This is a genomic window from Achromobacter sp. 01N37 (genome assembly GCF_056399725.1).
The window spans coordinates 397,415-422,020 of the sequence record NZ_JBFTRX010000004.1 but is presented as its reverse complement, the minus strand read 5'-3'; the positions used below and the strand labels follow the sequence as shown (position 1 = coordinate 422,020).

Sequence of the window (24,606 nt, the reverse complement as noted above, 5' to 3'; positions counted from 1 at the left end):
GCCGATCCGCGCACAGGCGGCCCATTCTACCCGCGCGGCGTCGCCGTCAGATGCCCAGATACCGATGCGCCAGCTCGGGCTGCGCAGACAGCTCGGCCGGCTTGCCCGACCAGGCCACGCGCCCCTTGTCGACGATGTAATGGCGGTCGACCAGCGTCGCCATCTCGGGCAGGTTCTTGTCGATGACCAGAATGGTCTGTCCCTCGGACTTCAGCGCGCGCAGGCAGCGCCAGATTTCCTGGCGAATCAGCGGCGCCAGCCCTTCGGTGGCCTCGTCCAGAATCAGCAGCTTGGGGTTGGTCATCAGCGCGCGGCCCACCACCAGCATCTGCTGCTCGCCACCCGACAAGGTGCGCGACGACTGCCCACGCCGTTCCTTCAAGCGCGGGAACAAGGTGTAGACCCGTTCCAGGTCCCACCCGCCCGGCGCCGCGCGTGACGTCGCCACCAGGTTTTCCTGCACCGTCAGCGAACCGAACACGCGCCGCCCTTCCGGCACCAGCCCCACGCCCAGGCGGGCCACGGTGCTGGGCGCAGACCGGCCCAATGTCTGCCCGCGAAACTGCACCGCGCCACCCGTTGCCGGCAACATGCCCATCACGGTTTTCACCGTGGTGGTCTTGCCCATACCGTTGCGGCCAATCAGCGAAATCACCTCGCCTTCGCTGGCTTCGAACGACATGCCGAACAGCACCTTGCTCGACCCGTAGCCGCCCGTCAGCCCATCAACCTTCAACATGTTCTTCTCCCAGGTAGGCCGCGCGCACATCCGGATGGCGGCGCACCTCGTCGGGCGGCCCGCTGAACACCACGCGCCCATACACCAGCACGCTGATGCGGTCCGCCAGCGCAAACACGGCGTCCATATCGTGCTCGACCAGCAAGATGCCGTAGTCGCCCTTCATGCCTTGCAGCAGCCGCGTCATGCGCGCCGATTCCTCGGGCCCCATGCCGGCCATGGGTTCGTCCAACAGCAACAGCCGCGGCGAACGCGCCAGCGCCACCGCCAGTTCCAGCTGCCGCTTTTCGCCATGCGCCAGGTCTGCCGACCGTACATGGCGGCGGTCTTCCAGCCCGACGTGCGTCAGCCATTGCATGGCTTCGGCCTTCAGCCCGGCATCGCGGCGCGGATCAGACCACGCGCCAAACGCGCGGCCGCCTTTCAACATGCGCGACAGAATCACGTTTTCCAGCGCGGTGTATTCGTGGCAAAGCTCGGTGATCTGAAACGAACGGCCCAGGCCCAGCCGCGCGCGTTCAAAAGCGCGCAGCGCGGTCACGTCGCGCCCGTCCAGATGAATCGTGCCCGAGTCCGGCCGGATCTCGCCACAAATCTGCGCAATCAACGTCGACTTGCCCGCGCCGTTCGGGCCGATGATGGCGTGGATCTCGCCTGCCTGTACGTCCAGGTCGACGCCGTTGGTGGCCACCACCGCGTCAAACGCTTTGCGCAGCTGCGTCAGTTGCAGCAAGCTCGTACGGGGGTCAGTCGGCATGGCGCGTCTCCAGCAGTTTTCCGAACAGGCCCTTCTGCCCCCACAACACCACCAGCACCAGAATCGGCCCCATGTACAGCAGCCAATGCTCGGTCAGCGACGACAACATCTGCTCCAGCCCCAGGAACACGGCAGCGCCCGCAATCGGCCCCAGCAAGGTGCCCACGCCGCCCAGAATCACGATGGCCATGAGCTCACCCGACTTGGTCCACGCCGCCATATCCGGCGTGACAAGCCCGGCGTAGTTGGCCCACAGCACGCCCGCCAGGCCTGTGCCCACCGCTGACAGCACAAACGCGCTCAGCCGGTACGGCGTGGGCGCAACGCCCAAGTTCAGCGCGCGCCGCTCGCTCTGGCGCAACGCTTGCAGCACCATGCCAAAGCGCGAGTTCGTGACGCGGATGCACAGCAGCGTCCACGCCGTCAGCAACGCCAGACACACGTAGTAAAAGGCCATGGGGCTTTCCAGATTGACGCCCGGCAGCACGTTGCGTTGCGGAATCATCAAGCCGTCGTCGCCGCCGTAAAACTGCAACGACACCAGAATGAAATAAACCATCTGCCCGAACGCCAGCGTGATCATGATGAACTGCACGCCGCGCGTACGCAGCGCCAGATAGCCGAAGATCCAGCCAGCCAGCGCGCACACCGCCAGCGCAATCGGCCACACCACCAGCGCCGCGTTACTGCCCGCCCAGCCGAAGATCGGGCCGGCCTCGGCCGTATGAAACGCGATGATGCCCACGGCGTAACCGCCCAGGCCGAAGAACATGGCGTGGCCGAAGCTGACCATGGCGCCGTAGCCAATGACAAGATCCAGGCTGACCGCGGCCAGCCCGTAGATCAGAAAGCGCGTCACCACGCCGATCAGGAACGGCGAGCCCGACGCCACAGCGGCCGCGGGCAGCAGGATCAATACCACCAGGCCGCCCAAGCCCCAGCGGGCGCGATTTGAAAGCGTGTTTGTCATCATCATCCTCGCGCCGGAAACAAGCCGCCGGGCTTGGCGATCAGCACGATCGCCATCAACACATAGATACTGGCCGACGCCATGCCGGCCGCCAGCGGGTCTGCCGTGGCGGGCGAGAACATCGTGGACAGCAGTTGCGGCAGGAACGCGCGCCCCAGGCTGTCGACCATGCCCACCAGCAAGGCGCCCGCCAGCGCGCCGCGCACCGAGCCCACCCCGCCAATCACGATGACGACAAAGGTGGTGATCAGGATGCGTTCGCCCATGCCGATTTCAACGGCCAACAGCGGCGCGGCCATCACGCCGGCCAACCCGCACAGCAAAGCGCCCAGGCCGAACACCAGCGTGTAGAGCTTGCGGATGTCGACGCCCAGGGCGTCCACCATCTCGCGGTCGTCAGCGCCTGCGCGGATCAACATGCCGATGCGCGTGCGGTTGACGAGCCACCACAAGCCCACCGCCACCAACGCGCCAATGGCGATGAACGACAGGCGGATCAGCGGATACTGAAAGCCCGGCGCCAGCGTCACCGCGCCTTCCAGAAAAGACGGAATGCCCACCAGCGGCGGACGCCGGCCAAAGATCAGGCTGACCGCTTCGTTCGAAAACAGCAGCAGCCCAAAAGTTGCCAGCACCTGGTACAGGTGATCACGCTTGTACAGCTTGCGTATCACCAGCACTTCTACCGAAATGCCATACAGGCCCGCGCCTAGCAGCGCAGCCAGCACGCCCGCCAGAAACGAACCCGTGGTGCCGATGGCGTAGGCCGCGCAGTACGCGCCCACCATGTAGAAGGAACCGTGCGTCAGGTTCACGACGCCCATGATCCCGAAGATCAGCGTCAGTCCGGCCGCAAGCATGAAAAGCATGGCGCCGAACTGCAAGCCGTTGAGCAGCTGTTCAAACAGAAGCGTCATGATGGCATCTTGCAAAATTGGGCGTAGGCATCCTTGTCGTCAGACACCAGCTTGCGCACCAGATGCGGCGACAAGCCGCCCGCGCTGTCCTTTTCGATACGCATCAGGTACAGGTCCTGAATGGGATGCTGATTGGTGTTCATGCTGAACTTGCCGCGCAACGACGTGAACTCGGGCTTGCGCAACGCCGCACGAAATTCCGCCGCCTTGGACAAGTCGCCACCCGTTGCCTTCAGCCCCACGCCAATCAGTTGCGCGGTGTCGTAGGCTTGCATCGCGTAGTCGGTGGGCACGCGTCCGTAAGCATCCTTGAACGCCTTCACGAAGGCCTGCGATTGCGGGTTATTGAGGTCTTGCGACCAGATGCCGGTGGTGTAAGACCCGGCGGAAGCGTCGCCCGTTGCCTGGATCATCCGCGCATCCATCGAGAAGCTGGGCATCAGCATCGGGATGGTTTTGTTCAGGCCCGCCGCCGCATATTGCTTGACGAAGTTGATGCCGGTTCCGCCGGGATGAAACTGGTAGATGGCTTCCGGCGCCAGCGAGCGCAGGCGCGCAAGCTCCACAGAAAAATCAGACTGATCGAGCTTGGTGTAGATCTCGGCCACGACCTCGCCCTTGTACGTGCGCTTGAAGCCTTCGATGGCGTCGCGCCCGGCCTGATAGTTCGGCGCCAGCAGCACCACACGTTTGTAGCCCAGCTCATTGGCGGCCACGCCGCCCGCGGTGTGGAAGGCATCGTTCTGATACGACGCCACGAAATAGTTCGGGTCGCACTTTTCGCCCGCAAAGTTCGACGGGCCGGGGTTCAAGCTCACGTAGAACGCGCCCGACTTCACCACGCTGGGCACCACCGCCGCCAGCACGTTGGAAAAGTTCACGCCGGTAAAGAGCTTCACGCCCGATTGCAGCAGCCGGTCGGCGGCCTGCTTGGCGTTGGCGGGCTTCAAGCCATCGTCTTCGATGACCAGCTGCACAGGCACGCCGCCCAGCTTGCCATCGCCCTGCTTGATCGCCAGGTTGAACGCATCGCGCTCGTCTTCGCCGATGTAGCCCGCCGGCGTGGACAAGGTGGCGATGAAGCCGATCTTGACGGGTTCGGCGGCAACTGCCGTGCCCATGGCAACGGCGACGGACAACACGGCGGCCACGCCGCCCAGTGTTTGTTTCTTGATCATGTTTTCCCCTTGAAGACTGCGTTGCCCGCCTTGCGGCCGGGCGTTGCCTACACCGCCACCACCGGATGACGCAGCGTGCCGATGCCTTCCACGCACGCCACCACCACATCGCCCGGCCACAACCATTCCTGCGGCTTGCGGCCCGCGCCCACGCCTTCGGGCGTGCCGGTGGCGATGATGTCGCCCGGCTCCAGCGTGATGCCGGCGCTGATGTCCGAAATCAGGAACGGCACCTTGAACAGCATGTGGCGCGTGTTGGAGCCCTGCTTCTTCTCACCGTTGACGGTGAGCCACAAGTCCAGCACCTGCGGGTCCGGGATTTCGTCGGCGGTGACGATGCACGGGCCGAACGGCGCGTACGTGTCCTGGCCCTTGGAATAAATCCACTGGCCCGCGCGGCGGCAATCGCGCGCGCTCATGTCCAGCATGACGCTGTAGCCGAACACATAAGACAAGGCGTCGGCCTCGGCCACGCGGGACGCGCGCCGGCCCATGATCACGGCCAGTTCCACTTCCCAGTCCAGCTGTTGCGTGATCTTGGCGTTGTGTTCGATGGCGTCGCCCGGGCCGATGACGGTGGTGGGCGGCTTGGAAAAAATCACCGGCTGCTTGGGCAAGTCGGCGGACGTGTCCAGCGTGCGGCTGGATTCCGCGACGTGCTCCACATAGTTCAGGCCGATGCCGAAGATGTTCTTGCGCGGGCGCGGAATGGGCGCCAGCAGCTTCACGTTTTCCTGCGGCAGCGCCGTGCCAACGGGCCATTCGCCGCGATACGCGTCCATCAGGCGCGTGGCTTGCGCAACGGCCACGGGGCCTAAGTCGATGAACGCCAGCATGTCGTCGGGCAGGTCCACGCCGCCCGCTTGCCCCAGCAAAGCCAGGTCAATCACATAGCCTTCGGCCAGCGCGCCAAGCCTTGCGGCGGCCGTGGGATGAGCGCGAAAAGTCACCAAGCGCATAGGAACTCCATTGAATCAGGACGAGTTGAGCCAACGCGCGAGCCAGGCCCGCGCGGCGAATAAAAATGAAAGGGGAATCAGGCGACGCTAGATCAGCACTTGATGGCCGTCGTTTTCCTTGACCGCTTCTTCGCGGTATAGCGCCAGCGAACGCATCACGGGCAGATCGTTGAAGCAGAACAAGCAGGCGTCGTCGTTGGACGACAGGTTGACGTGTTCGTGGATGGCCCACGACGGCACACAGAAAATGTCGCGTTCGGTCCAGTCGTAGCGCTTGCCATCAATGATGGAAAAGCCGCTGCCCTTGGCCACTTGATAGATGAAGCTGCCGGTGTGCCGATGCGCCTTGGTATGTTCACCGGGGCGCAACAGCTGCATGCTGGCGCCGATGGTCGGCATGACCGAACCGCCTGTCGCCGGGTTCACGTATTCCAGCAGGATGCCGTCAAAGGGGCTGCCCGCGGTGGTGCGCGCGTAACGGCGCAGCGCGTCGTAGGTGGGTTCCCATTCGTACTTGAAGAGCGGCGAATACGGCTTCGTCCAGCCCGACACCTGCGGGCGCAATGCCGCGTTGCCCCATGCGGCGCTGGTGTCATCCACGGGATAAGTCACCGTCTGGTTCAGGTCGGGATGCACGGCGTAGAAGCCCGCTTCCAGCGCGTTGACCAGCGGAATGTCCAGCCCGTCTTGCCAGATGCAGGTGGTGCCGTCTTCGGCCACGCCGTGCTCGTGCCAGGTGCCGTTGGGCGTCAACACGAAATCGTTCGCGCCCAGCGTCATCTTGTGGCCGTCGACGACGGTGTACGCGCCCTGGCCTTCCATGATGAAGCGCAACGCCGAATGCGAATGCTTGTGCGCCGAGGCCAGCTCGCCGGGCTGCATCACCTGCAAGCCCGAATACAGCCAACCCACGGCGGCAGCCACATCACGCCGGCCGGGGTTGTTCAGATAGATGACGCGCCGGCCGGCCTCTTCGGGCGACACCAGTTCGGCCGAGCGCAGCACATGGCCGCGCAACTCCTGGTAGCGCCACACCACTGGCACCGACGCCGAGCGCGGCGCCCAGGGCTCAATCTTGTTCGCCACCGTCCACAAGGCGCCCGTTTCCAGGCGCGCAAGCTCCTGGTAATAGGCGATGCGCTCAGGCGAGTCGGCCACATTGGCGCGGCCTGCGGTGTCCTCGCGATAGGCGTCGTACCGGTTCGCTTCCATCCCTTGCCTCGTTTTTTATAAAACTTTGTGGATTTTCGAAAATATTAGAGGCGGGCCAGAATTTGAGCAACGATTGCCCGCTAGGGGTTTTCCCGTGCGAAGGATTTTGTTGGCGCAACGTCAAAAAATACTGTACAAAAACACAGTGCGACGTGATACATTTCGCTCGCCCGAAAAACTGTCGTCCAGGGAGAATCCTGTGTCCGAAGCCGCTCATCTCGTTCAGTACATCGTCGTTCCCTATCGCGCCGCCGCCAATGGCGTGGCGCCCGGGGAAATCCGTCCGGCCAGCAGCGAATTCGGAGCCATCCGAATCGCCAATTCCATGGCCTCCAAATTCGCAGGCGTCGCCGCTTACGAAGTCTGGATCGACAAAGAAACCGGCGACATGGAGTCGCCGCGCATCCTCACGCAAATCGGCACGGTGCCGTCGCTGGATGATTGATCTGCTGTTGCGTTGATTGCCGGGTTTGCGTTGATCGCTGATTGGCAATCTTTGCGCTGATGGCGTTGGTTGTGCTGTTTGCGTTGGTTGTGCTGTTTGCGTTGGTTGTGCTTTTTGCGTTGTTTGCGTTGTTTGCTTGGATTACGCCCGCTGCCGTTCAAATCCGGAAGCGGGCGTTGTCATTTTCGCGCACGACCACGCACGACCGCGCACGGCTATTGCGCAATGAGAAAACTCAGCGCGTGATTTTTTCTTTTTGAATATCGGGAAATATTGCCAAGAGGCTGGCTGGCCGTTGCGCGTAAAACCATCAGAGGCTGGTTTCAAGTGGCGCGCCCGACAGGAATCGAACCTGTATCAAGAGCTTCGGAAACTCTCATTCTATCCATTGAACTACGGGCGCAGCGCAAGGAGGCGACATTGTACCTAGTTTTCGCTAGCGTGCATGAAGTGGATCAAAACCTCCTGCAATCTCATCGAAAACCCCGGCAGAGGCATTGGACGTGCGTCCCTGACACCGTTATATAATCCAGCGTTTGCTTGCAGGCGGATGCGTCAATGGTCCGCCGATTTGTGCAGTTACTGATTTTCTGTTGCCGCCGCCAGGCGCCCCACCCGTTAGCAGGATTTGGTCATGAGCAACGAGCAGGAACACATAGAAGAGCACTCCTCCCCCATCAAGACCCCCAAGCAACTGGTCGTCACGATCGTTCTATCTTTCGTGATCCCAATCGCCATCATCATCCTCCTGGTGAACATGGTGGTCTCCGGCAATAAGGTCGGCGCCGGCTCTGACACGCTGACGCAAGAAGCCATCACCAAACGTATTGCACCCGTCGCGGGTTTTGAACTGGTTGACGCCAACGCGCCCAAGGTCTTCAAGACGGGCGAGCAGGTCTTTGCCGCGGTCTGTACGGCCTGTCACACCGCCGGTGTGGCCGGCGCACCCAAGATGGGCGACAACGCGGCCTGGGCGCCCTTCATCAAGTCCGGTTACGACACGATGTTGAACGTGGCGTTGCACGGCAAGGGCGGCATGCCTGCCAAGGGCGGCAACCCCACGCTGTCCGACTACGAAGTCGCGCGCGCCGTGGTCTATATGGCCAACAAGTCCGGCGCCTCGCTGCCCGAACCCGCCGCTCCCGCGGAAGAAGGCGCGAAGAAGGAAGCGGATGCCGCGCCTGCCGCTGCAACTGCTCCGGCTGCCGCAGCACCGGCCGCCGCAGCACCCACGGCGGCGGCTCCTGCTGCTGCCGCGCCTGCCGCGCCCGCCGCCGCGCCTCAACAGGCCGCCGCCGTCAACCCGGCTGGTGAAAAGCTCTACAAGAGCGTCTGCTTCGCCTGTCACGCAACCGGCGTGGCCAACGCGCCCAAGTTCGGCGACAAGGCCGCGTGGGACCCGTACATCAAGACCGGCATGGACGCCATGGTGAAGGTCGCCATGCAAGGCAAGCCGCCGATGCCCCCGAAGGGTGGCGCGGCCAACGCCTCGGAAGACGACATCCGCGCCGCCGTGCAATACATGGTGGACGCCGCGAAATAAATCCGGCGCTCAAACAAAAAGCCCCTTGATTGCTCAAGGGGCTTTTTTTATCACCGCAGAATGTTCAGCGCTTATTCCGCTGACGACTTCAGCAGCGACATGCCCAACTGCACGCGGCGTTGCAGCCACAGGCTGGGGCGATAGCGGGGGTCGCCCGTCACGCGCTGCATGCTCTTCAGGATTTCCAGAATGCGCTCGGCGCCCAGCTTGTCGCCCAAGGCCAGCGGGCCAACCGGATAGCCCAAGCCCAACGTCACGGCCTGGTCGATGTCTTCCGGCGTCGCGATCTGCTGCTGCGCGATGTCGCTGGCGATGTTGACGATCATGGCCACGATGCGCTGTGCGACAAAGCCCGGCGAGTCCTCGATCACCGTCACCGGCACGCCATCGGCGGCCAGCAGCGCGTGGGCGGCGTCGCGCCACTTGGCGTCGGTAGCGGGCGACACCATGATGGTGCGGCGCTTGGCGCTATCGAATGCGTACAGCGTGTCCAGACCCACCGTGCGGCCCGCGTTCAAGCCTTGTGCGGACACCGACGTCGACACGTCGTCGCCAAACGGCGTGACGATGATCAGCGCGTCGGCATCCGGCGTGGCGCCGGTGACGAGCGTTGCGCCCAGCTTTTCGACCAGCGCCGACGCACGCGCATACCCTTCCGCGTGCTTGGGGCTGACCCAGACCTTCAGGCCTTCCGGCAGCGCCGGCACGGGCGGCTCGGCCGGCACCTGCTTCTGGCCGTCAGCGTAAACGTAGAAACCTTCGCCCACCTTGCGGCCGATCAGGCCACCGGCCAGACGCACGGTCGTGATCGGCGACGGGCGGAAACGCGGCTCGTCGAAGAACTGGCGGTAGATGGATTCCATCACCGGGTGCGACACGTCAAGCGCCGTCAGGTCCAGCAGCTCGAACGGGCCCATGCGAAAGCCCGCCTGCTCGCGCATGACGGCATCCACTTGCGCAAAGGTCGCGACCGATTCCTGCGCCACGCGCAAGCCTTCGGTATTCATGCCACGGCCGGCGTGGTTGACGATGAAGCCCGGCATGTCTTTGGCGCGCACGGGGGTATGGCCCATACGGCGGGCCAGCGCGGCCAACGCGTCGCCGACTTCCGGCGCGCTGCGCAGGCCGTCGATCACCTCAACCACCTTCATCAACGCCACGGGGTTGAAGAAGTGGTAGCCCGCCACCCGGCGCGGATGCTTGCAGGCAGCGGCAATGGCGGTGATGGACAGCGACGACGTATTCGACGCCAGGATGCAGTCTTCCGACACCACGCCTTCCAGCGCGGCAAACAAGTCGCGCTTGACGTCCAGGCGTTCGACGATGGCTTCCACCACCAACTGGCACGCCGACATGTCGGTCAGCGCCGTGGCGGATTCCACGCGTTCCAACGCGGCTTGCGCGTCGGCGGCGGTCAGCTTGCCCTTTTGAGCCAGCTTGTCCCAGGTCTGGCGCAACGACTCGCGCGCGGCGGCAACCGCATCCGCGCTGGTGTCGTACAAGCGCACGCGCAGGCCGGCTTGCGCCGCGATCTGCGCAATGCCGCGCCCCATGGCCCCGGCGCCTACGACGCCGATGGTTTGAATCTCCGTCATCAACTCTCTCCTGCCTGTATTGGAATGGATCGTGCGCGCCGTGGCGGGGCGCAAGGAAAACGGGGCGGCGTCTGGCCGCCCCGTCTCCGGTCAGGGCTGGGTCTGCGCCAGCGCCTGGATTTCTTCGGCCGACAGGCCCAGCTTTTCAGCCAGGACCTGTGCGGTGTGTTCGCCCAGCATGGGCGGCGGACGGCGGTATTCCACCGGGCTGTCCGAGAACTTCAGCGGGCTCGACGCCATCGGCACGCGGCCGGCGGCCGGATGCGCCAGCTCGCGCTTCATGCCGCGCGCCAGCACGTGCGGGTCTTCATAGACCTGGTCCAGCGTATTGATCGGGCCGGCCGGCACGCCAACGCCTTCCAGCGCAGCCAGCCAGTGGTCGCGCGCGCCTGTGGCCATGCGCTCGGCCAACAGCGGCACGAGCTCGGCGCGGTTCTTCACGCGCTGCGGGTTGGTTGAAAAGCGCGGGTCCGCCGACAACTCGGGCAGACCGATCGCACCGCAGTAATTGCGGAATTGGCTGTCGTTGCCGACCGCCACAATCAGGTGGCCATCGGCCGCCGCAAACACCTGATACGGCACCAGGTTCTGATGCGCGTTACCCGCGCGCTTGGGCGCGACGCCGGACGTCATGAAGTTCAGATTCTGGTTGGCCAGCATCGTGACCTGGCAGTCCAGCAAAGCCATGTCGATGTGCTGACCCTGGCCGCTGTTGGCGCGCTCAAGCAGCGCAGCCAAAATGCCCACGGTGGAATACATGCCGGTCATCAGATCGGCCACGGCCACGCCCGCCTTTTGCGGGCCGCCGCCAGCCAGGTCATCGCGTTCGCCGGTGATGCTCATCAACCCGCCCATGCCCTGGATCATGAAGTCATAGCCGGGGCGGCTGGCGTAGGGGCCGGTTTGGCCGAAGCCGGTGATCGAGCAGTAGATCAGGCGCGGGTTGATGGCCTTCAGGCTTTCGTAGTCCAGCCCGTATTTTTTCAGGCCGCCAACTTTGAAGTTCTCAACAAGGATGTCGCTTTGCAGCGCCAGTTCGCGCACCAGCTCGGCGCCACGCGGCGATGCGATGTCCAGCGCCACCGACATCTTGTTGCGGTTGGCCGACAGGTAGTACGCCGCTTCGGTGGTGTCGTTGCCCGCTTCGTCCTTCAGGTACGGAGGCCCCCAGGCGCGCGTGTCGTCACCCGAGCCGGGGCGTTCGATCTTGATCACCTCGGCGCCAAGATCGGCCAGGTTTTGAGTGCACCAGGGGCCCGCCAGCACGCGGGTCAGGTCCAGCACGCGTATGCCGGTAAGGGGAGCGGGACGTTGCGACATCTGTGTTCTTTTCGCTAGATGAGAAATGAAAACGGCGGACCGCTAGGGTCGCGCCCGGAGCACCAATTCGTCAATCCGGATATTAGCCGTTTGGACACTAAACCCGGATTTCCGCGTGCTGCCGCCTCAGGAATGCGCCTTGATGGTCTCGCGGGCGATCACCAGCTGCTGAATTTGCGAGGTGCCTTCAAAGATGCGGAACAGGCGCACATCGCGGTAGAAACGTTCAACGGCGTACTCGGACATGTAGCCCGCGCCGCCGTGGATCTGCACGGCGCGGTCGGCCACGCGGCCCACCATTTCGGTCGAGAACAGCTTGCAGCATGCAGCTTGCATGGTGGTGTTCTCGCCGCGGTCACGCATGCGGGCGGCGTCCAGCACCATGCAACGTGCGGCATAGAGTTCGGCCTGGCTGTCGGCGATCATCGCCTGGATCAGCTGGAATTCTGCAATGGGCTGGCCGAATTGCTTGCGGTCCATGGCGTATTTGACGGCGTCCGACAGCAGGCGGTCGGCAATGCCCACGCACAGCGCCGAGATATGCAGACGGCCCTTGTCCAGCACGCGCATCGACGTCTTGAAGCCATTGCCTTCTTCGCCACCCAACAACGCGCTGGCGGGCACGCGGCAGTTGTCGAACACGACGTCGCTGGTCAAGGCGCCGGCCTGGCCCATCTTCTTGTCGGGCTTGCCGATGATGAGACCGGGCGTGCCCGCTTCAACCAGGAAGCAGGAAATCGAATTGGCGCGGCGCTCGGGTGCGGTGCGCGCCATGACCGAGAACAAGCCCGCGATGGGCGCGTTGGTGATGTAGCGCTTGGTGCCGTTCAGCACGTAGCTGTCGCCGTCGCGTTCGGCGGACAGGCGCAGCGCCATGGCGTCGGAACCGGCGTCCGGCTCGGTCAGGGCGAACGAGCCAATCAGTTCACCGCTGGCCAGCTTGGGCAGGTAGCGCGCGCGTTGCTCGTCGGTGCCCGCCAGCACGATGGCTTGCGAGCCGATGCCGATGTTGGTGCCGGCCAGCGAACGGAACGCGGGCGAGGTCTGGCCCAGTTCGAACACCACGCGTACTTCCTCTTCCATCGTCAGGCCCAGGCCGCCGAAGTCAGGCGAGATCGACAGGCCGAACAAACCCAGTTCGCGCATTTCGTTGACGATGGCCGGCGGAACCTGGCCGCTCTCGGCAAGCTCGTCTTCGGCGGGGATCAGGCGTTCGTGCACAAAGCGGCGCACGGCGTCCAGCAACAGGTTCAGGGTTTCGGTGTCGAGGGCCATGATGGAAGTCTCAGGAAGAGGAGCGAATTGGGGGGACAGGTACGGAAGGTTCAGTACGGAACATGGGCGGCGGCGCGTCAGGCGCGCATGCCGCCAACCAATAAATCGAAATAACCGGCAGCAATGGTTTCGGCGCTGTCGCCCTGGCCGGGCTTGTACCAGCGCACCATCCAATTCAGCATGGACAACACGGCGCGGCCCGTGGCGGCCACATCCAGCGGCCGGAATACGCCGTCGGCCACGCCCTGCGCAATCAGTTCGCGCAGGCGCTTTTCGTAGCCGTCGCGCAGCCGGGCCGCGTCTTCGCGTTCGGGCAGGGCCATGCCGGAATAACCAATCAGCATCGTGACGAATTCAGCATGGTGCTGTTCGAAGTAGCGGGCGTGGCCCACCATGAAGGCGCGCAAGCGCGCGGCGGCGCCGTCGGCAGCGGCCACATCCTGGCCCACGTTCTGCGTCAGCCCACTTAGCACGCCCAGGATGATGGCGTCGTAAATGTCCTGCTTGGTGGTGTAGTAGTGATAGATGGCCGCCTTGGACACGCCAATGGCGGCGGCCAGGTCCGACACGGAACTGCCGTCGTAACCGCTTTGGGCGAACAGCTTGGCGGCTTCTTCCAGAATGCGTTCGCGCGGCGCGACCAGCGTGGGGGGCCGGCCGGCGCGGGCGCGCTTCTGGGCGGGAGGGGCGGAGGTCGCCATGACAGCCTTTACAGGGGGCTGCGACGGAAGCGGTCAACCAGCACACGGCGTGGATTGACAGCGGTTCGGCGCATGCCGTTAAATAAAGATTAATTAATTACCGGACGGTCGGTAGGTAATTATAGGCACATCCGCCTTGGGTGCTCAAGCCTGAATGCAGGCCCGCCTTTTCTGGACTGACCTGGACACAACGCGACGACGCTATGCCCCACTCTCTCGTGACAGATTTGTATGGCCAGATGTCCCTGCCGGTCATCAGCGCCCCCATGTTCATCGTCTCCAACCCGAAACTGGTCATCGCCCAGTGCACGAGCGGCATCGTCGGGTCATTTCCCGCGCTGAACGCACGTCCGCAAAGCCTGCTGACCGACTGGCTGGATGAAGTCCAGGCGGGTCTGGCCTCGCACCGCGAAGCCAACCCCGGCGCCGTTGTGGCGCCGTTTGCCGTCAACCAGATCATTCACCAGTCCAACGACCGCCTGGAGCAAGACCTGGCCGTGTGCGCCAGCCACCGCGTGCCGCTGATCATCACCAGCCTGCGCGCGCCCGGCGACCTGGTCAAAGGCGTGCACGATTGGGGCGGCAAGGTATTCCACGACGTCACCACCCTGCGCCACGCCGAAAAGGCGCTGGAAGCGGGGGTCGACGGATTGATCCTGGTGTGCGCGGGCGCCGGCGGCCACGCAGGCACGCTGAGCCCGTTCGCGCTGGTGTCCGAAGTGCGCCGCTTCTACGACGGCCCGCTGATCCTGTCGGGCGCCATCACCACCGGCGAGCACGTGCTGGCCGCGCAGGCCATGGGCGCGGACTTCGCCTATATGGGTACGCGCTTCATCGCCAGCGAGGAAGCCAACGCCAGCGAAGGCTATAAGTCAGCCATCGTCGAGGCCAGCGCGTCCGACGTTCTGTACACGCCCTTCTTCACCGGCATCCCGGGCAACTACCTGAAGGCCAGCATAACCGCATCGGGGCTGGACCCGGCCAACCTGCCGCAGCCGGACAGCGGCGCGTCCAACTTCGGATCTTCGCGCGTGAAGCCCTGGAAGGACATCTGGGGCGCGGGCCAGGGCGTGGGCGGCATCGCCAGCGTGGAACCCACCCGCAAGATCGTCGACACGCTGCGCCGCGAGTACGACGACGCAAAGGCCCGGCTGGCTAGCCGGACGTACGCATGAGCGCGGGCCTGAAGCTTGCCCGCGACGGCGCCGTTCTGACTCTCACGATCGACCGCCAGGACCGCCGTAACGCGCTGGACACGGCGACCTACGCCGCGCTGACAGAACAGATCGTGCAGGCATCGGCGGATCAGTCCGTATCCGCCGTGATCCTGACGGGCGCGGGCGAACACTTCACGGCCGGCAACGACCTGCGCGACTTCCAGGCGGAGCGCGGCGCGGGCGACAGCGCCGGCCTGACGTTCCTGCGCGCACTGACCACGGCCGAGGTGCCGGTCGTCGCCGCGGTCGAGGGCTACGCGATCGGCATTGGCGTGACCTTATTGCAGCACTGCGATTTTGTTCACATCGGCGACGGCGCCACCTTGCGCATGCCGTTCGTGGCGCTGGGCTTGTGCCCGGAAGGCGCATCCAGCCTGCTGATGCCTCGACTGGTGGGCCGCCGCGCAGCCGAATGGCTGTTGCAGGGCAAGGCCTTTACCGCGCAAGACGCGCACGAGGCCGGGCTGGCCACGTCGGTCACGGAAAAAGGCCAGGCGCTGGCGGCCGCTCAGGCGACCGCTGCGGATCTGGCCCGCCAACCGCCCGCCGCGCTGCGCTTGACCAAGGCCATGATGAAACGGGCGGATCGCCAGGCGATTCAGGAAACGCTGGACTACGAAGCCCAGCAATTCCGCGCCCGCTTGCAAACGGACGAAGCGCAAGCGGCGTTTGCGAAGTTCTTTAAGAAGTGATGATGGCGAAGTGATGATGGGTTGCGCGCGGCCTGAGGCGCGCAACCCATCACCTTAAAACGGCGAATCCGGCCGGAAATTCGGCGCACGCCGTTCGCGCAAGGACTTCACTCCTTCCTTCACGTCCGGCCCGCCAAAGCCCATGAATTCCAGCGCCAACGACGTATCAAACGTCGGCCCGGCCATGCGCAACCAGTTATTCAGCGAATACTTCGTCCAGCGGATCGCCGTCTGCGAACCCGCGGCCAGCTTGTTGGCCACCTCGAACGCGCGGGTGATGAGTTCGGCCTCGTCCACGCACAGCGACACCAGGCCGATGCGCTCGGCCTCTTCGCCCGTGACGGTTTCGCACAGCATCAGGTAGTACTTGGCTTTGGCCATGCCGCACAGCAGCGGCCAGACGATGGCGGCGTGGTCGCCTGCCGTGACGCCCAGGCGGGTGTGGCCGTCGATGATGCGCGCGTCGCGTGCGGCAATCGAGATGTCGGCCAGCAAGCCCGCCACCAGCCCCGCCCCCACGGCCGCGCCATGCATGGCGGACACGATGGGCTTGTTGCAGTTGATGATGTTGTAGACCAGGTCGCGGGCCTCGCGCCAGACACGGGTGCGCACGTCGAAGTCATCCGCCATCTGCTGCACCAAGTCCAGGTCGCCCCCGCCCGAGAAGCCCTTGCCCTCGCCGCGGATCACCACCACGCGGGTGTCCGGGTCCGTGTCGATGTCGCGCCAGATGTCGGCCAGCTCGCGGTGCATGCGGTCATCGGCCGTGGACAACTTGCCCGGCTGGCCGCCCTTGGCGCCCATGATCAGCTCCAGAACGCCCCCGGGATGCCGGCGCAACTTCAGGGATTCATAAGCCGAATAATGTTGCAGCGTGATATCTGTCATTGTCTTCTCCGCATTGTCTTTCGCAGTGGGGCGGGCCTGAAGGCCGGCGTGTTTTTGCGCACTATAGTGGATAGATCGGCCCCCACCTTGCCGTTGTCCCTTCGGAGCCTCAGCCAATGAACACCCCCGCCCCCATCGACCGCGCCGCGCTTTCTGCCCTGTTCTCCCCCCGGGAGGCGGACACGCATAAGGGCAGTTTTGGCACGGTTGGCGTGGTGGGCGGCGGGCCGGGCATGGCGGGCGCGGCGTTGCTGGCGGCACGCGCCGCCTTGAAGATCGGTGCGGGCAAGGTGCTGGTCGGCTTTGCGCAGGAAACATCCCCGCTGCCCTGCGACCCGCAGCAGCCCGAGCTGATGCTGCGGGATGCGCGCTCATTGCTGGATGAAGACCTGGGCGTGACCGCCTGGGTCGCGGGCTGCGGCATCGGCACGGGCGCGCTGGCGGCCAACACGCTGTCCGAACTGTTCGTGCTGCGCCGGGAGGCGCCGCTGGTGCTGGACGCCGACGGGCTAAACCTGCTGGCCTGGGGGGATGTCCAGCCCAACTGGGGCGAGGGCCCCGTCGTGCTCACCCCCCACCCTGCCGAAGCCGGCCGCCTATTAGGTATCAGCACCGCCGACGTCCAGGCCGACCGGCCGGGCGCGGCGTGGAAGCTGGCTCAGCGCTATCAGTGCTGGGTGGTGTTGAAGGGCGCGGGCACGATCGTCTGCGCGCCGGATGGCTCCACGCGCATCAATACCAGTGGCAACCCGGGCCTGGCCACCGCCGGAACCGGGGACGTATTGGCCGGCATGCTGGGTTCGTTGATTGGGCAAAAGCTGCCCTGGGATCAGGCGGTCGCGGGCGCCGTCTGGCTGCATGGCGCCGCCGCCGACGCCCTGGTCGCACAAGGCATCGGCCCTATCGGTTTGACGGCAGGCGAGCTCGCAGATGCCGCCCGCGCCCTGCGGAACCCGCGCTAAGTCCCTGCCAAATAAACATTTTTACAACATACTAGGGTTTTCCCTGAAATGGTCGTTGCTTTCTATTTAGGGTTATCCCTATAATGGATTACCCCAAGACGAAACGGACTGGAGAAGACCATGAGCGAACTGACCTTGAACCACACTGCCCGCCTGACCGACGCCCTCGAACGTGACCTGCTTCGCGGCGCCCTCGAAAATCAACCGAATTCCCACCCGCTGACCAACCTGAAGAAGGCTGGCCAAGCCGTGATCGCCGCTGTTGCTGGCGTCTTTGCTTTCATCGACGAAGTGAACGAATCGATGAACAAGGCCCGCGCCGCCAGCTCGCGCTTCTCCGGCTCTCAGTGGTAAGCACAGCTGCGCTGGGCTGAATCGCGAACGATCTCCCGCGATTTCGCCCGGCGCGCTGCCGTTGCAACGCCCGCTTGCTGGCCCAAGCGCCCCTTGCAACGAACCTTCGGCGCCCGACCCTCACCTGGCGCCATCGCGCCGCGCCGGCCTCGCTTTGAAGCATTGCGAGGCCCCCGCGGCGCCCTCACTTCCCCCGCAATCCCCGCATCCTCTCGGCGTTTTCCCTAGCGCCCGGATTGCCATTCTTCATTGACAGCGCGCGAAGCCCCTACCGATAATCGGCCCCTTGCCGTCGTGCCTGGCGCCAACACACCCTGAGCTCTGTGGCCGACACCCGCTGTCCGCCCGGCCCCGGTGGTTTTCCCGCAAGCACGATCCGGTTCGTTATCCATCCGGAGTTGTCACCATGAAGTTGCGCACCACCCTGGCCCTTGTGGCCGCCGCCATCCCCTTGGCTGCCGCCCAAGCCCAGACGCTGAAGATCGGCCTGTCGGCCGAACCCACTTCGGCAGACCCCCACTATCACAAGATGACGCAGAACGACGCGTTCTCCGCGCACGTCTACAGTTCTCTGGTGGGCCGTAGCGCCGACATGAAACTGACGCCCCAACTGGCCAAGTCCTGGAAAAACCTGGACGACCTGACCTGGGAATTCAAGCTGCGTGATGACGTCAAGTTCTCGAACGGCAAGCCGTTCACGTCCGAAGACGTGCTGTTCACGATCTGCCGCACGCTGAACAACGAAACCAACGTGTCGCAGTCCTATATGGACATGACCAAGCGCATCACCGACGTGCAAACGCCGGACGCGCACACCGTCATCATCAAGACTGGCGAGCCCTTCCCGCTGATGCCCGCCGAGCTGGCCCGCTCGCTGCCCATCGTGTGGAACGGCATCGTCGAACACGGCAAGCTGACGTTCGACCCGAAGAAGGGTTGCGGCGTGACGGGCGCCTGGCCCACCGTGGCTGACTTCAACAACGGCAAAGACGCTATCGGCACCGGCCCGTACACCCTGAAGTCCTACGTGAAGGGCACCGGCATCGAGCTGGTCCGCAATGAACAATACTGGGGCGAGAAGCCGTACTGGAAGGAAGTGAAGTTTGTGCCGGTGCCGTCCGCCGGCCCGCGCCTGACTGGCCTCTTGTCCGGTGACTTCGACATGATCGAAAACCCCGCCGCCCGCGACCTGCCGCGCCTGAAGGACAACCCGAAGTTCGGTTTCGTGGCCACGCCGTCCACCCGCCTGGTGTTCTTCCAGCCGGACGTGGGCCGCAACCCGAGCCCATTCGTCAAGAGCGCCGACGGCAAGAACCCGCTGCAGGACCTGCGTGTGCGCAAGGCTATTTCCATGGCCATCGACCGCAAGACCATCACCGCCCGCATCATGGACGGCATGGCCACCCCGGCCTACCAGTTCATGCCCGACGGCATGTTCGGCGCGCTGCCCAAGGCTCCGGAAATCAAGTACGACCCGGAAGGCGCCAAGAAGCTGCTGGCCGAAGCCGGCTACCCGAATGGCTTTGAACTGACGCTGTCGTCCACCAACGACCGCTATGTCAACGACGGCCAAGTCGCCCAAGCCGTGGCCCAGTACCTGGCCCGCGTCGGCATCAAGACCAACGTGGACGCCATGACGGCTTCCATCTATTTCCCCAAGCGCGCCAAGCGCGAGTTCAGCTTCTCGATGGGTGGCTGGCCGGCGGAAACGGGTGAAGCCTCGGCGCTGTTCCAGCTGTGGGTGGCGTCGCTCGACTCGCCCGCCAGCCTGGGCACCAGCAACTATGGCGGCTTCTCCAATGCCGATTTCGACAAGGTCTACAAGGAAGCCATCGTGACCGTGGACGCGCCCAAGCGCGAGAAGCTGTTGCAGCAATCCACGCAGATCGCCCTGGACAACGTGCCGCTGATCCCGCTGCACTTCGAAAGCAGCATCTGGGCTTTCCGCAAGGGCATCACGTACGAAGGCCGCCGCGACCAGTACACGCTGGCCACCTCGGTGACGCCCGACAAGAAGTAATCAGGTCCGCCTGAACGAAAAACGGCTGCCTTCGGGCAGCCGTTTTTTTATGCCTTCGCCGCTACCGGGCCGGCCGCCAGGGCCTGGTCCAGCTCGCGTGACAGCAGATCAATGAACGCCTCCGCCTTCGGCGGCAGCACGCGGCCCGGCATGACCTGGATCTGCAAGGTGCGCGACTGCAATTCGGCGTTGGAAATGGGCACGGCCACCAGCTCATCGCGCCGCAAGCTCCACGCCACCGAGATATAGCCGCTCAACATGATGGCGTCCGATCCGAACACGAAGCCGTGCAAAGGCGAGGAATCGTTGCACGTCAGCACGGGCTCCATCTGCACGGATTCCAGCGCGCAGCCCATGTCGAACAGTTGCCGCGTGGTGGTGCCTGGCCCGGTGAGCGCCAGCGGAAACTGGCTGAGATCTTGCAGGCTGACGCTGCGCCGGCCCGCCAGCGGGTGGTCGGCCGCCATCACCGCGTGCACCGGCGCGCGGCGCGAATAGCGGACGCTGACCCCTTCTGTGCGCTCGGCGATGAAGGTCATGCCCAGCTCGACGCTGCCTTCGGCCACCTTGCGGCTGACTTCGGCGGGCGACCCCACGAACAGGTCGAAGCGGATGTTGGGCCGTTCCTGGCGGAAACGCGCCATCACCGACGGCACAAAAATACGCGCCACGCCTTCTACCGCCGCCACCCGGATTTCGTTGCGGGCCACGCCCTTGGTCGCCGCTATCTCTTGCAGCACCGTCTCGGCCTCGAGCATGGTGCGCCGGGCGTGCACCAGCAGCAGTTGGCCCGCTTCGCTCAACACCATCCCCCGGGCGGCGCGCTCGAACAACGGTGCGCCAGCCTCTTCCTCAAGCTTGGCGATCTGCCGGCTGATGGCCGACACCGCCACATGCAGGCGTTCGGACGCCCCGCTCAGGCTGCCCGCCTGGGCCACCTCCAGAAAATACTTCAAGGCAATGCCGTGCACGTTCCGTCCTCGGTTGCGACGCAGGTCATCCAACGCTCAAGCTTTGCCTTTTATGCAAAGCCGCCGATAAATATTCTAATTGTAGAGAAAGCTCCCAAGCTCCTAGAATTCGCCGGGACCGCGTCTTACTGGCGCGCGATTGAAGCCCTAGACGTCTATCCCCTATACAATCCCCTCGCTTCATCGGAGTTCCCATGCCCACGTCGACCCCCGCGGCCCATCCGCGCCCTTTTCTTCTTGCCTGTCCGGATCTGTCGGCAGAACGCTCGGGCAATACGGATACCCCCGGTGTCTGGCATTTTGACTCCGGCGTGCCGGGTAAGCGCGTCATGTTGAGCGCGCTGATTCATGGCAATGAACTGTGCGGCGCCTGGGCGCTGAAAGAAGCATTGACCGCCGGGCTGCGTCCGCGCCGCGGCGCGCTCACCCTGGCGTTCTGCAACCTGGCGGCGTTCGACCGCTTTGACTCCACCAATTACGCCCCCGCGCGCTTCGTCGACGAAGACATGAACCGCGTCTGGAGCGACGACAAGCTCAGCCTGCCGATCAGCCAGGAACGCCGCCGCGCCGCCGAAATTCGCCCCTGGGTGGAACAGGCCGACTGGCTGCTGGACTTTCATTCGATGAGCAATTCCGATGTGCCGCTGCAACTGACCGGCATGGAACAACGCAACATCGACCTCGCCCTGGCGCTGGGCAACCCCGCCACCATCATTGCTGACGCGGGCCACGCTGCGGGCGTGCGCATGCGCGACTACGGCCGTTTTGGCGAAGCCGGCGACAACGGCACGCGTTCGCTGCTGATCGAATGCGGGTTCCACGGCGCGCCCGAAGCGCGCGGCGTGGCGGTCGACCAGATGGCGCGCTTCCTGGTGGAAGCTGGCACGTTGGACAGCGAAGACTTGCCCGCGGACTGGTTCGTGCCCGCCGCCTCCACCCAGCGCGCCTTGCGCGTCACGCATGCCGTCGCCGCCAAAAGCGCCGACTTCCGTTTCGCCCAGCCCTGGAAGGGCCTGGAAACGCTGGCCGCCGCCGGCACCGTCATCGGCTGGTCCGAAGGCGAGCCCGTCGTCACGCCCTATGACAACTGCGTCCTGATCATGCCGTCCACTGCGAATCTGCGGCCCGGCGTGACCGTTGTCCGGCTGGCGCAACCCATCGTCTGATTCAAGCAAACGAGCGGCGCCCACCAACGAGGCGCCGCCGGAAACATCCATAACAACGGGAAAAGCATGTCCGCCAAGGTTTACCTACGCAGCGCATTACTGGCCTGTACGCTGGCCGCCTCCGTCGCCCAGGCGCAGGCGCCCGCAGCCGGCTCCACGCTAAAGATCGGCTTGTCGTCCGAGCCGACCTCGATGGACCCGCACTATCACCAGGCGACGCCGAACGATGCGATGACCTCGCACATGTTCGAAACGCTGATCGGCCAGAACGCCAAGATGGACCTGATTCCGCGCCTGGCGACCGCCTGGAAGTCGGTTGACGACACCACCTGGGAATTCACGCTGCGCGACGGCGCCAAATTCTCCAATGGCCAGCCCTTCACCGCCCAGGACGTGATCTTCACGTTCTGCCGCGTGATGAACAACGAGCAGTCCATTGGCGGTTCGTACCCGGCCATCGTGCAGAAATTCGCCAATGTTGAAGCACGCGACGGCAACAAGCTGGTCATCAAGACGCACAAGCCCTACCCGCTGTTGCCCAACGACCTGACCCGCACGGGCATGCTGTGGAGCGGCATCGTCGAGCACGGCCCCATCACCTTCGACCTGAAGAACAAGTGCGGCGTGACCGGCCCCTGGCCCACGGTGGCCGACTTCAACAATGGCCGCGACGTCATCGGCACCGGCCCCTACACGCTGAAGTCCTACGTGAAGGGCACGGGCATCGAGCTCACCCGCAACGACGCCTACTGGGGCGACAAGCCCGCCTGGCAGACGGTCAAGCTGATCCCGGTGCCGGCCGCCGGCCCGCGCCTGACGGGTCTGTTGGCCGGTGATTTCGACCTGATCGAAAACCCCGCCGCGCGCGACGTGAAGCGTATTTCGGAAACGCCGGGCTTCGGCCATGTGATCACGCCGTCGGTGCGCGTGGTGTATTTCCAGTTTGATGTGGCCCGCAGCCCCAGCCCCACGGTCAAGGCCGCCGACGGCAAAAACCCCTTGCAGGATGTGCGCGTGCGCCGCGCCATTTCCATGGCGATCGACCGCAAGACCATCGCCGCCCGCATCATGGACGGCGCCGCCACGCCCGCCAACCAGTTCCTGCCCGACGGCATGTTCGGCACGCTGCCGCACCCGCCGGAACTGAAGTACGACCCCGAAGGCGCGAAGAAGCTGCTGGCGGACGCCGGCTACCCCAACGGCTTTGAGCTGGCCATCTCGTCCACCAACGACCGCTACATCAACGACGCCCAGATCTCGCAAGCCGTGGCGCAATACCTGTCGCGCGTGGGCATCAAGACGACCGTGGACGCAATGACGCGCTCGGTGTATTTCCCCAAGCGCGCCAAGCGCGAATTCAGCTTCGCGATGGGCGGCTGGTCGTCCGAGACCGGCGAGGCCTCGTCTTTCCTACAATACTGGGTTACCCGGTTCGACAAAGAGCATGGCCTGGGCACGAGCAACTACGGCGGTTACGACAACCCCGAGTTCGATGCCGTGTTCAAGCGCGCCCTGGTCACCGTGGACCCCGCCGAACGGGAAAAGCTGCTGCAACAGTCGCTGACGCTTGCACTGGCTGACCTGCCCAGCATTCCCCTGCATTTCGAAAGCAGCATCTGGGCGTTCAAGAAGGGGCTGGTCTACGAAGGCCGGGCCGATCAGTACACCCTGGCCATGTCGGCCAAACCCGCCAAGTAAGCACTCGGCGCCAAGCAACCCTGAGCCCACCAAGGAAATCATCACGTGGCCTTGTTCATCCTACGCAGACTGATCCAGAGTCTGTTCGTACTGCTGGCCGTTTCGGTCGTGGTCTTCTTCGCGGTGTATGCCGTGGGCGACCCGATTGAACTGCTGGTCAGCCCCGAAGCCAGTCAGGCCGCGCGCGAGGCGATGATCGCCCGCCTGGGCCTGGATCTGCCCGTGTGGCAGCAATACACCGGGTTCCTGTGGCGCGCGCTGCACGGTGACCTGGGCACGTCTTTCGTGCACGGCATCCCCGCCGTTGAACTGATCGTGCAACGCATTCCCGCCACGTTCGAACTGGTGTTCGTGGCCATCATGCTGACCTGTGTGATCGGGATTCCGCTGGGTCTGGTCGCTGGCCTGTACCGCGATGACTACCTGGGCCGCGGCATCATGTCGACGTCGGTGCTGGGCTTTTCGCTGCCGAACTTCTGGCAGGGCATGATGCTGATCCTGTTGTTCGCCGTCTGGCTGGGATGGCTGCCCGCCACGGGCCGCGGCGACACCGTCACCGTGCTGGGCGTGCGCCTGTCCATCCTGACCGCCAACGGCTGGTCGCACCTGATCATGCCGGCCATCAACCTGGCGCTGGCGAACATTGCGCTGGTGCTGCGGCTGACGGCCTCGGGTGTGGTTGAAGCGCGCAGCCAGGACTACGTGAAATTCGCGCGCGCCAAGGGCGTGAAGCCCGGACGCATCGTGCGCCGCCACATCCTGCGCAACATCCTGATCCCCGTCGTGACCGTGATCGGCATGGAGTTCGGCAGCCTGATCGCCTACTCCACCATCACCGAAACCGTGTTCGCGTGGCCCGGTATGGGCAAGCTGCTGATCGATAGCATCTACCAGCTGGACCGCCCTGTGGTGGTCGCGTACGTGATGCTGGTCACCCTGATCTTCGTGGTCATCAACCTGGTTGTGGACATCCTGTACGCCGCGCTCGACCCGCGCGTGCAGCTCGTGACCCCCGCTCAATAATCCG

The 24,606-nt window shown here is 64.5% G+C and carries 24 protein-coding genes and 1 tRNA gene; 11 read left to right on the top strand and 14 right to left on the bottom strand.

All coding sequences use genetic code 11. The features are described 5' to 3' along the window. Positions 1-46 precede the first annotated feature (46 nt). The 7 genes from AC1DSJ_RS10865 to AC1DSJ_RS10835 all read right to left on the bottom strand — a co-directional run bounded on the left by AC1DSJ_RS10865 (position 47) and on the right by AC1DSJ_RS10835 (position 6,732). Positions 47-739 carry an ABC transporter ATP-binding protein gene (locus tag AC1DSJ_RS10865; RefSeq protein WP_054421259.1) on the bottom strand — a complete coding sequence of 231 codons (693 nt, stop codon included), beginning with the start codon at positions 737-739 and terminating at the stop codon, positions 47-49. Continuing rightward, the gene (locus AC1DSJ_RS10860) at positions 726-1,496 is read right to left on the bottom strand and encodes an ABC transporter ATP-binding protein (protein ID WP_441371424.1); all 771 of its coding nucleotides are present in this window, start codon (positions 1,494-1,496) and stop codon (positions 726-728) included. Before AC1DSJ_RS10860 ends, AC1DSJ_RS10865 begins: the two co-directional genes overlap by 14 nt. Next, positions 1,486-2,472, bottom strand: coding sequence for a branched-chain amino acid ABC transporter permease (locus AC1DSJ_RS10855; protein WP_441371423.1), 987 nt, complete (start codon positions 2,470-2,472; stop codon positions 1,486-1,488). Before AC1DSJ_RS10855 ends, AC1DSJ_RS10860 begins: the two co-directional genes overlap by 11 nt. Next, positions 2,469-3,383: a branched-chain amino acid ABC transporter permease gene (locus tag AC1DSJ_RS10850; protein ID WP_054421256.1), complete on the bottom strand. Its 915-nt coding sequence runs from the start codon at positions 3,381-3,383 to the stop codon at positions 2,469-2,471. Before AC1DSJ_RS10850 ends, AC1DSJ_RS10855 begins: the two co-directional genes overlap by 4 nt. Continuing rightward, a complete protein-coding gene (locus tag AC1DSJ_RS10845) occupies positions 3,380-4,561 on the bottom strand; it encodes an ABC transporter substrate-binding protein (protein ID WP_441371422.1) in 1,182 nt (393 codons plus the stop codon). The genes AC1DSJ_RS10850 and AC1DSJ_RS10845 overlap by 4 nt, the downstream gene beginning before the upstream one ends. Positions 4,562-4,608: 47 nt before the next feature. Beyond that, the gene (locus tag AC1DSJ_RS10840; protein WP_054421254.1) at positions 4,609-5,520 is read right to left on the bottom strand and encodes a fumarylacetoacetate hydrolase family protein; all 912 of its coding nucleotides are present in this window, start codon (positions 5,518-5,520) and stop codon (positions 4,609-4,611) included. An 87-nt stretch (positions 5,521-5,607) separates the two neighbouring features. Next, on the bottom strand, positions 5,608-6,732 hold the full coding sequence (locus AC1DSJ_RS10835; protein WP_175170552.1) for a cupin domain-containing protein: 1,125 nt from the start codon (positions 6,730-6,732) through the stop codon (positions 5,608-5,610). A 199-nt stretch (positions 6,733-6,931) separates the two neighbouring features. On the opposite strand from AC1DSJ_RS10835, the gene AC1DSJ_RS10830 reads away from it, so the two are divergent. After that, entirely contained in the window at positions 6,932-7,177 is a 246-nt protein-coding gene (locus tag AC1DSJ_RS10830; RefSeq protein ID WP_006217094.1) for a hypothetical protein, read from the top strand. A 41-nt stretch (positions 7,178-7,218) separates the two neighbouring features. Then, the gene (locus tag AC1DSJ_RS10825) at positions 7,219-7,437 is read left to right on the top strand and encodes a hypothetical protein (protein ID WP_175170553.1); all 219 of its coding nucleotides are present in this window, start codon (positions 7,219-7,221) and stop codon (positions 7,435-7,437) included. Between the two features lie 68 nt (positions 7,438-7,505). Here AC1DSJ_RS10825 and AC1DSJ_RS10820 read toward each other — a convergent pair. After that, a tRNA-Arg gene (locus tag AC1DSJ_RS10820) sits at positions 7,506-7,580 on the bottom strand. A 231-nt stretch (positions 7,581-7,811) separates the two neighbouring features. Here AC1DSJ_RS10820 and AC1DSJ_RS10815 point away from each other — a divergent pair. After that, entirely contained in the window at positions 7,812-8,720 is a 909-nt protein-coding gene (locus AC1DSJ_RS10815) for a c-type cytochrome (protein WP_441371421.1), read from the top strand. A 71-nt stretch (positions 8,721-8,791) separates the two neighbouring features. On the opposite strand, the gene AC1DSJ_RS10810 is transcribed toward AC1DSJ_RS10815, so the two are convergent. From AC1DSJ_RS10810 to AC1DSJ_RS10795, 4 genes are all read right to left on the bottom strand, one after another. Further along, entirely contained in the window at positions 8,792-10,315 is a 1,524-nt protein-coding gene (locus AC1DSJ_RS10810) for a 3-hydroxyacyl-CoA dehydrogenase (protein ID WP_054421250.1), read from the bottom strand. 90 nt (positions 10,316-10,405) lie between these two features. After that, positions 10,406-11,635, bottom strand: a complete 1,230-nt coding sequence (locus AC1DSJ_RS10805; RefSeq protein ID WP_441371420.1) for a CaiB/BaiF CoA transferase family protein — start codon at positions 11,633-11,635, stop codon at positions 10,406-10,408. 126 nt (positions 11,636-11,761) lie between these two features. Then, positions 11,762-12,910, bottom strand: coding sequence for an acyl-CoA dehydrogenase family protein (locus AC1DSJ_RS10800; RefSeq protein ID WP_054421248.1), 1,149 nt, complete (start codon positions 12,908-12,910; stop codon positions 11,762-11,764). A gap of 77 nt (positions 12,911-12,987) precedes the next feature. Next, entirely contained in the window at positions 12,988-13,611 is a 624-nt protein-coding gene (locus tag AC1DSJ_RS10795) for a TetR/AcrR family transcriptional regulator (protein ID WP_346553419.1), read from the bottom strand. Between the two features lie 203 nt (positions 13,612-13,814). Here AC1DSJ_RS10795 and AC1DSJ_RS10790 point away from each other — a divergent pair, with 203 nt between their 5' ends. After that, on the top strand, positions 13,815-14,786 hold the full coding sequence (locus tag AC1DSJ_RS10790) for an NAD(P)H-dependent flavin oxidoreductase (protein ID WP_441371419.1): 972 nt from the start codon (positions 13,815-13,817) through the stop codon (positions 14,784-14,786). Further along, positions 14,783-15,520, top strand: coding sequence for an enoyl-CoA hydratase-related protein (locus AC1DSJ_RS10785; protein WP_346553418.1), 738 nt, complete (start codon positions 14,783-14,785; stop codon positions 15,518-15,520). The genes AC1DSJ_RS10790 and AC1DSJ_RS10785 overlap by 4 nt, the downstream gene beginning before the upstream one ends. Before the next feature lie 54 nt (positions 15,521-15,574). Here AC1DSJ_RS10785 and AC1DSJ_RS10780 read toward each other — a convergent pair whose 3' ends face one another. Continuing rightward, positions 15,575-16,408 (bottom strand): enoyl-CoA hydratase/isomerase family protein, encoded by an 834-nt coding sequence (locus tag AC1DSJ_RS10780; protein WP_054421244.1) that lies wholly within the window; start codon positions 16,406-16,408, stop codon positions 15,575-15,577. Positions 16,409-16,524: 116 nt separating this feature from the next. On the opposite strand from AC1DSJ_RS10780, the gene AC1DSJ_RS10775 reads away from it, so the two are divergent. From AC1DSJ_RS10775 to AC1DSJ_RS10765, 3 genes are all read left to right on the top strand, one after another. Continuing rightward, the gene (locus tag AC1DSJ_RS10775) at positions 16,525-17,370 is read left to right on the top strand and encodes an NAD(P)H-hydrate dehydratase (protein WP_441371418.1); all 846 of its coding nucleotides are present in this window, start codon (positions 16,525-16,527) and stop codon (positions 17,368-17,370) included. A 120-nt stretch (positions 17,371-17,490) separates the two neighbouring features. Further along, entirely contained in the window at positions 17,491-17,724 is a 234-nt protein-coding gene (locus AC1DSJ_RS10770; RefSeq protein ID WP_054421242.1) for a hypothetical protein, read from the top strand. A 406-nt stretch (positions 17,725-18,130) separates the two neighbouring features. After that, a complete protein-coding gene (locus AC1DSJ_RS10765; RefSeq protein WP_054421241.1) occupies positions 18,131-19,744 on the top strand; it encodes an ABC transporter substrate-binding protein in 1,614 nt (537 codons plus the stop codon). A gap of 47 nt (positions 19,745-19,791) precedes the next feature. On the opposite strand, the gene AC1DSJ_RS10760 is transcribed toward AC1DSJ_RS10765, so the two are convergent. After that, on the bottom strand, positions 19,792-20,715 hold the full coding sequence (locus AC1DSJ_RS10760; protein WP_054421408.1) for a LysR family transcriptional regulator: 924 nt from the start codon (positions 20,713-20,715) through the stop codon (positions 19,792-19,794). Between the two features lie 194 nt (positions 20,716-20,909). Between AC1DSJ_RS10760 and AC1DSJ_RS10755 the strand changes: the two genes are divergently transcribed. From AC1DSJ_RS10755 to AC1DSJ_RS10745, 3 genes are all read left to right on the top strand, one after another. Then, positions 20,910-21,881 carry a M14 family metallopeptidase gene (locus AC1DSJ_RS10755; RefSeq protein ID WP_441371417.1) on the top strand — a complete coding sequence of 324 codons (972 nt, stop codon included), beginning with the start codon at positions 20,910-20,912 and terminating at the stop codon, positions 21,879-21,881. 66 nt (positions 21,882-21,947) lie between these two features. Beyond that, entirely contained in the window at positions 21,948-23,579 is a 1,632-nt protein-coding gene (locus AC1DSJ_RS10750; protein WP_441371416.1) for an ABC transporter substrate-binding protein, read from the top strand. 45 nt (positions 23,580-23,624) lie between these two features. Next, positions 23,625-24,602, top strand: a complete 978-nt coding sequence (locus AC1DSJ_RS10745) for an ABC transporter permease (RefSeq protein ID WP_054421238.1) — start codon at positions 23,625-23,627, stop codon at positions 24,600-24,602. Positions 24,603-24,606 lie beyond the last annotated feature (4 nt).

What these genes read in the sequence shown, in the direction of transcription:
- AC1DSJ_RS10865 (WP_054421259.1), bottom strand. Translation starts at nt 739, where the DNA reads ATGTTGAAGGTTGATGGGCTGACGGGCGGCTACGGGTCGAGCAAGGTG.
- AC1DSJ_RS10860 (WP_441371424.1), bottom strand. Translation starts at nt 1,496, where the DNA reads ATGCCGACTGACCCCCGTACGAGCTTGCTGCAACTGACGCAGCTGCGC.
- AC1DSJ_RS10855 (WP_441371423.1), bottom strand. Translation starts at nt 2,472, where the DNA reads ATGATGATGACAAACACGCTTTCAAATCGCGCCCGCTGGGGCTTGGGC.
- AC1DSJ_RS10850 (WP_054421256.1), bottom strand. Translation starts at nt 3,383, where the DNA reads ATGACGCTTCTGTTTGAACAGCTGCTCAACGGCTTGCAGTTCGGCGCC.
- AC1DSJ_RS10845 (WP_441371422.1), bottom strand. Translation starts at nt 4,561, where the DNA reads ATGATCAAGAAACAAACACTGGGCGGCGTGGCCGCCGTGTTGTCCGTC.
- AC1DSJ_RS10840 (WP_054421254.1), bottom strand. Translation starts at nt 5,520, where the DNA reads ATGCGCTTGGTGACTTTTCGCGCTCATCCCACGGCCGCCGCAAGGCTT.
- AC1DSJ_RS10835 (WP_175170552.1), bottom strand. Translation starts at nt 6,732, where the DNA reads ATGGAAGCGAACCGGTACGACGCCTATCGCGAGGACACCGCAGGCCGC.
- AC1DSJ_RS10815 (WP_441371421.1), top strand. Translation starts at nt 7,812, where the DNA reads ATGAGCAACGAGCAGGAACACATAGAAGAGCACTCCTCCCCCATCAAG.
- AC1DSJ_RS10810 (WP_054421250.1), bottom strand. Translation starts at nt 10,315, where the DNA reads ATGACGGAGATTCAAACCATCGGCGTCGTAGGCGCCGGGGCCATGGGG.
- AC1DSJ_RS10805 (WP_441371420.1), bottom strand. Translation starts at nt 11,635, where the DNA reads ATGTCGCAACGTCCCGCTCCCCTTACCGGCATACGCGTGCTGGACCTG.
- AC1DSJ_RS10800 (WP_054421248.1), bottom strand. Translation starts at nt 12,910, where the DNA reads ATGGCCCTCGACACCGAAACCCTGAACCTGTTGCTGGACGCCGTGCGC.
- AC1DSJ_RS10795 (WP_346553419.1), bottom strand. Translation starts at nt 13,611, where the DNA reads ATGGCGACCTCCGCCCCTCCCGCCCAGAAGCGCGCCCGCGCCGGCCGG.
- AC1DSJ_RS10790 (WP_441371419.1), top strand. Translation starts at nt 13,815, where the DNA reads ATGCCCCACTCTCTCGTGACAGATTTGTATGGCCAGATGTCCCTGCCG.
- AC1DSJ_RS10785 (WP_346553418.1), top strand. Translation starts at nt 14,783, where the DNA reads ATGAGCGCGGGCCTGAAGCTTGCCCGCGACGGCGCCGTTCTGACTCTC.
- AC1DSJ_RS10780 (WP_054421244.1), bottom strand. Translation starts at nt 16,408, where the DNA reads ATGACAGATATCACGCTGCAACATTATTCGGCTTATGAATCCCTGAAG.
- AC1DSJ_RS10775 (WP_441371418.1), top strand. Translation starts at nt 16,525, where the DNA reads ATGAACACCCCCGCCCCCATCGACCGCGCCGCGCTTTCTGCCCTGTTC.
- AC1DSJ_RS10770 (WP_054421242.1), top strand. Translation starts at nt 17,491, where the DNA reads ATGAGCGAACTGACCTTGAACCACACTGCCCGCCTGACCGACGCCCTC.
- AC1DSJ_RS10765 (WP_054421241.1), top strand. Translation starts at nt 18,131, where the DNA reads ATGAAGTTGCGCACCACCCTGGCCCTTGTGGCCGCCGCCATCCCCTTG.
- AC1DSJ_RS10755 (WP_441371417.1), top strand. Translation starts at nt 20,910, where the DNA reads ATGCCCACGTCGACCCCCGCGGCCCATCCGCGCCCTTTTCTTCTTGCC.
- AC1DSJ_RS10750 (WP_441371416.1), top strand. Translation starts at nt 21,948, where the DNA reads ATGTCCGCCAAGGTTTACCTACGCAGCGCATTACTGGCCTGTACGCTG.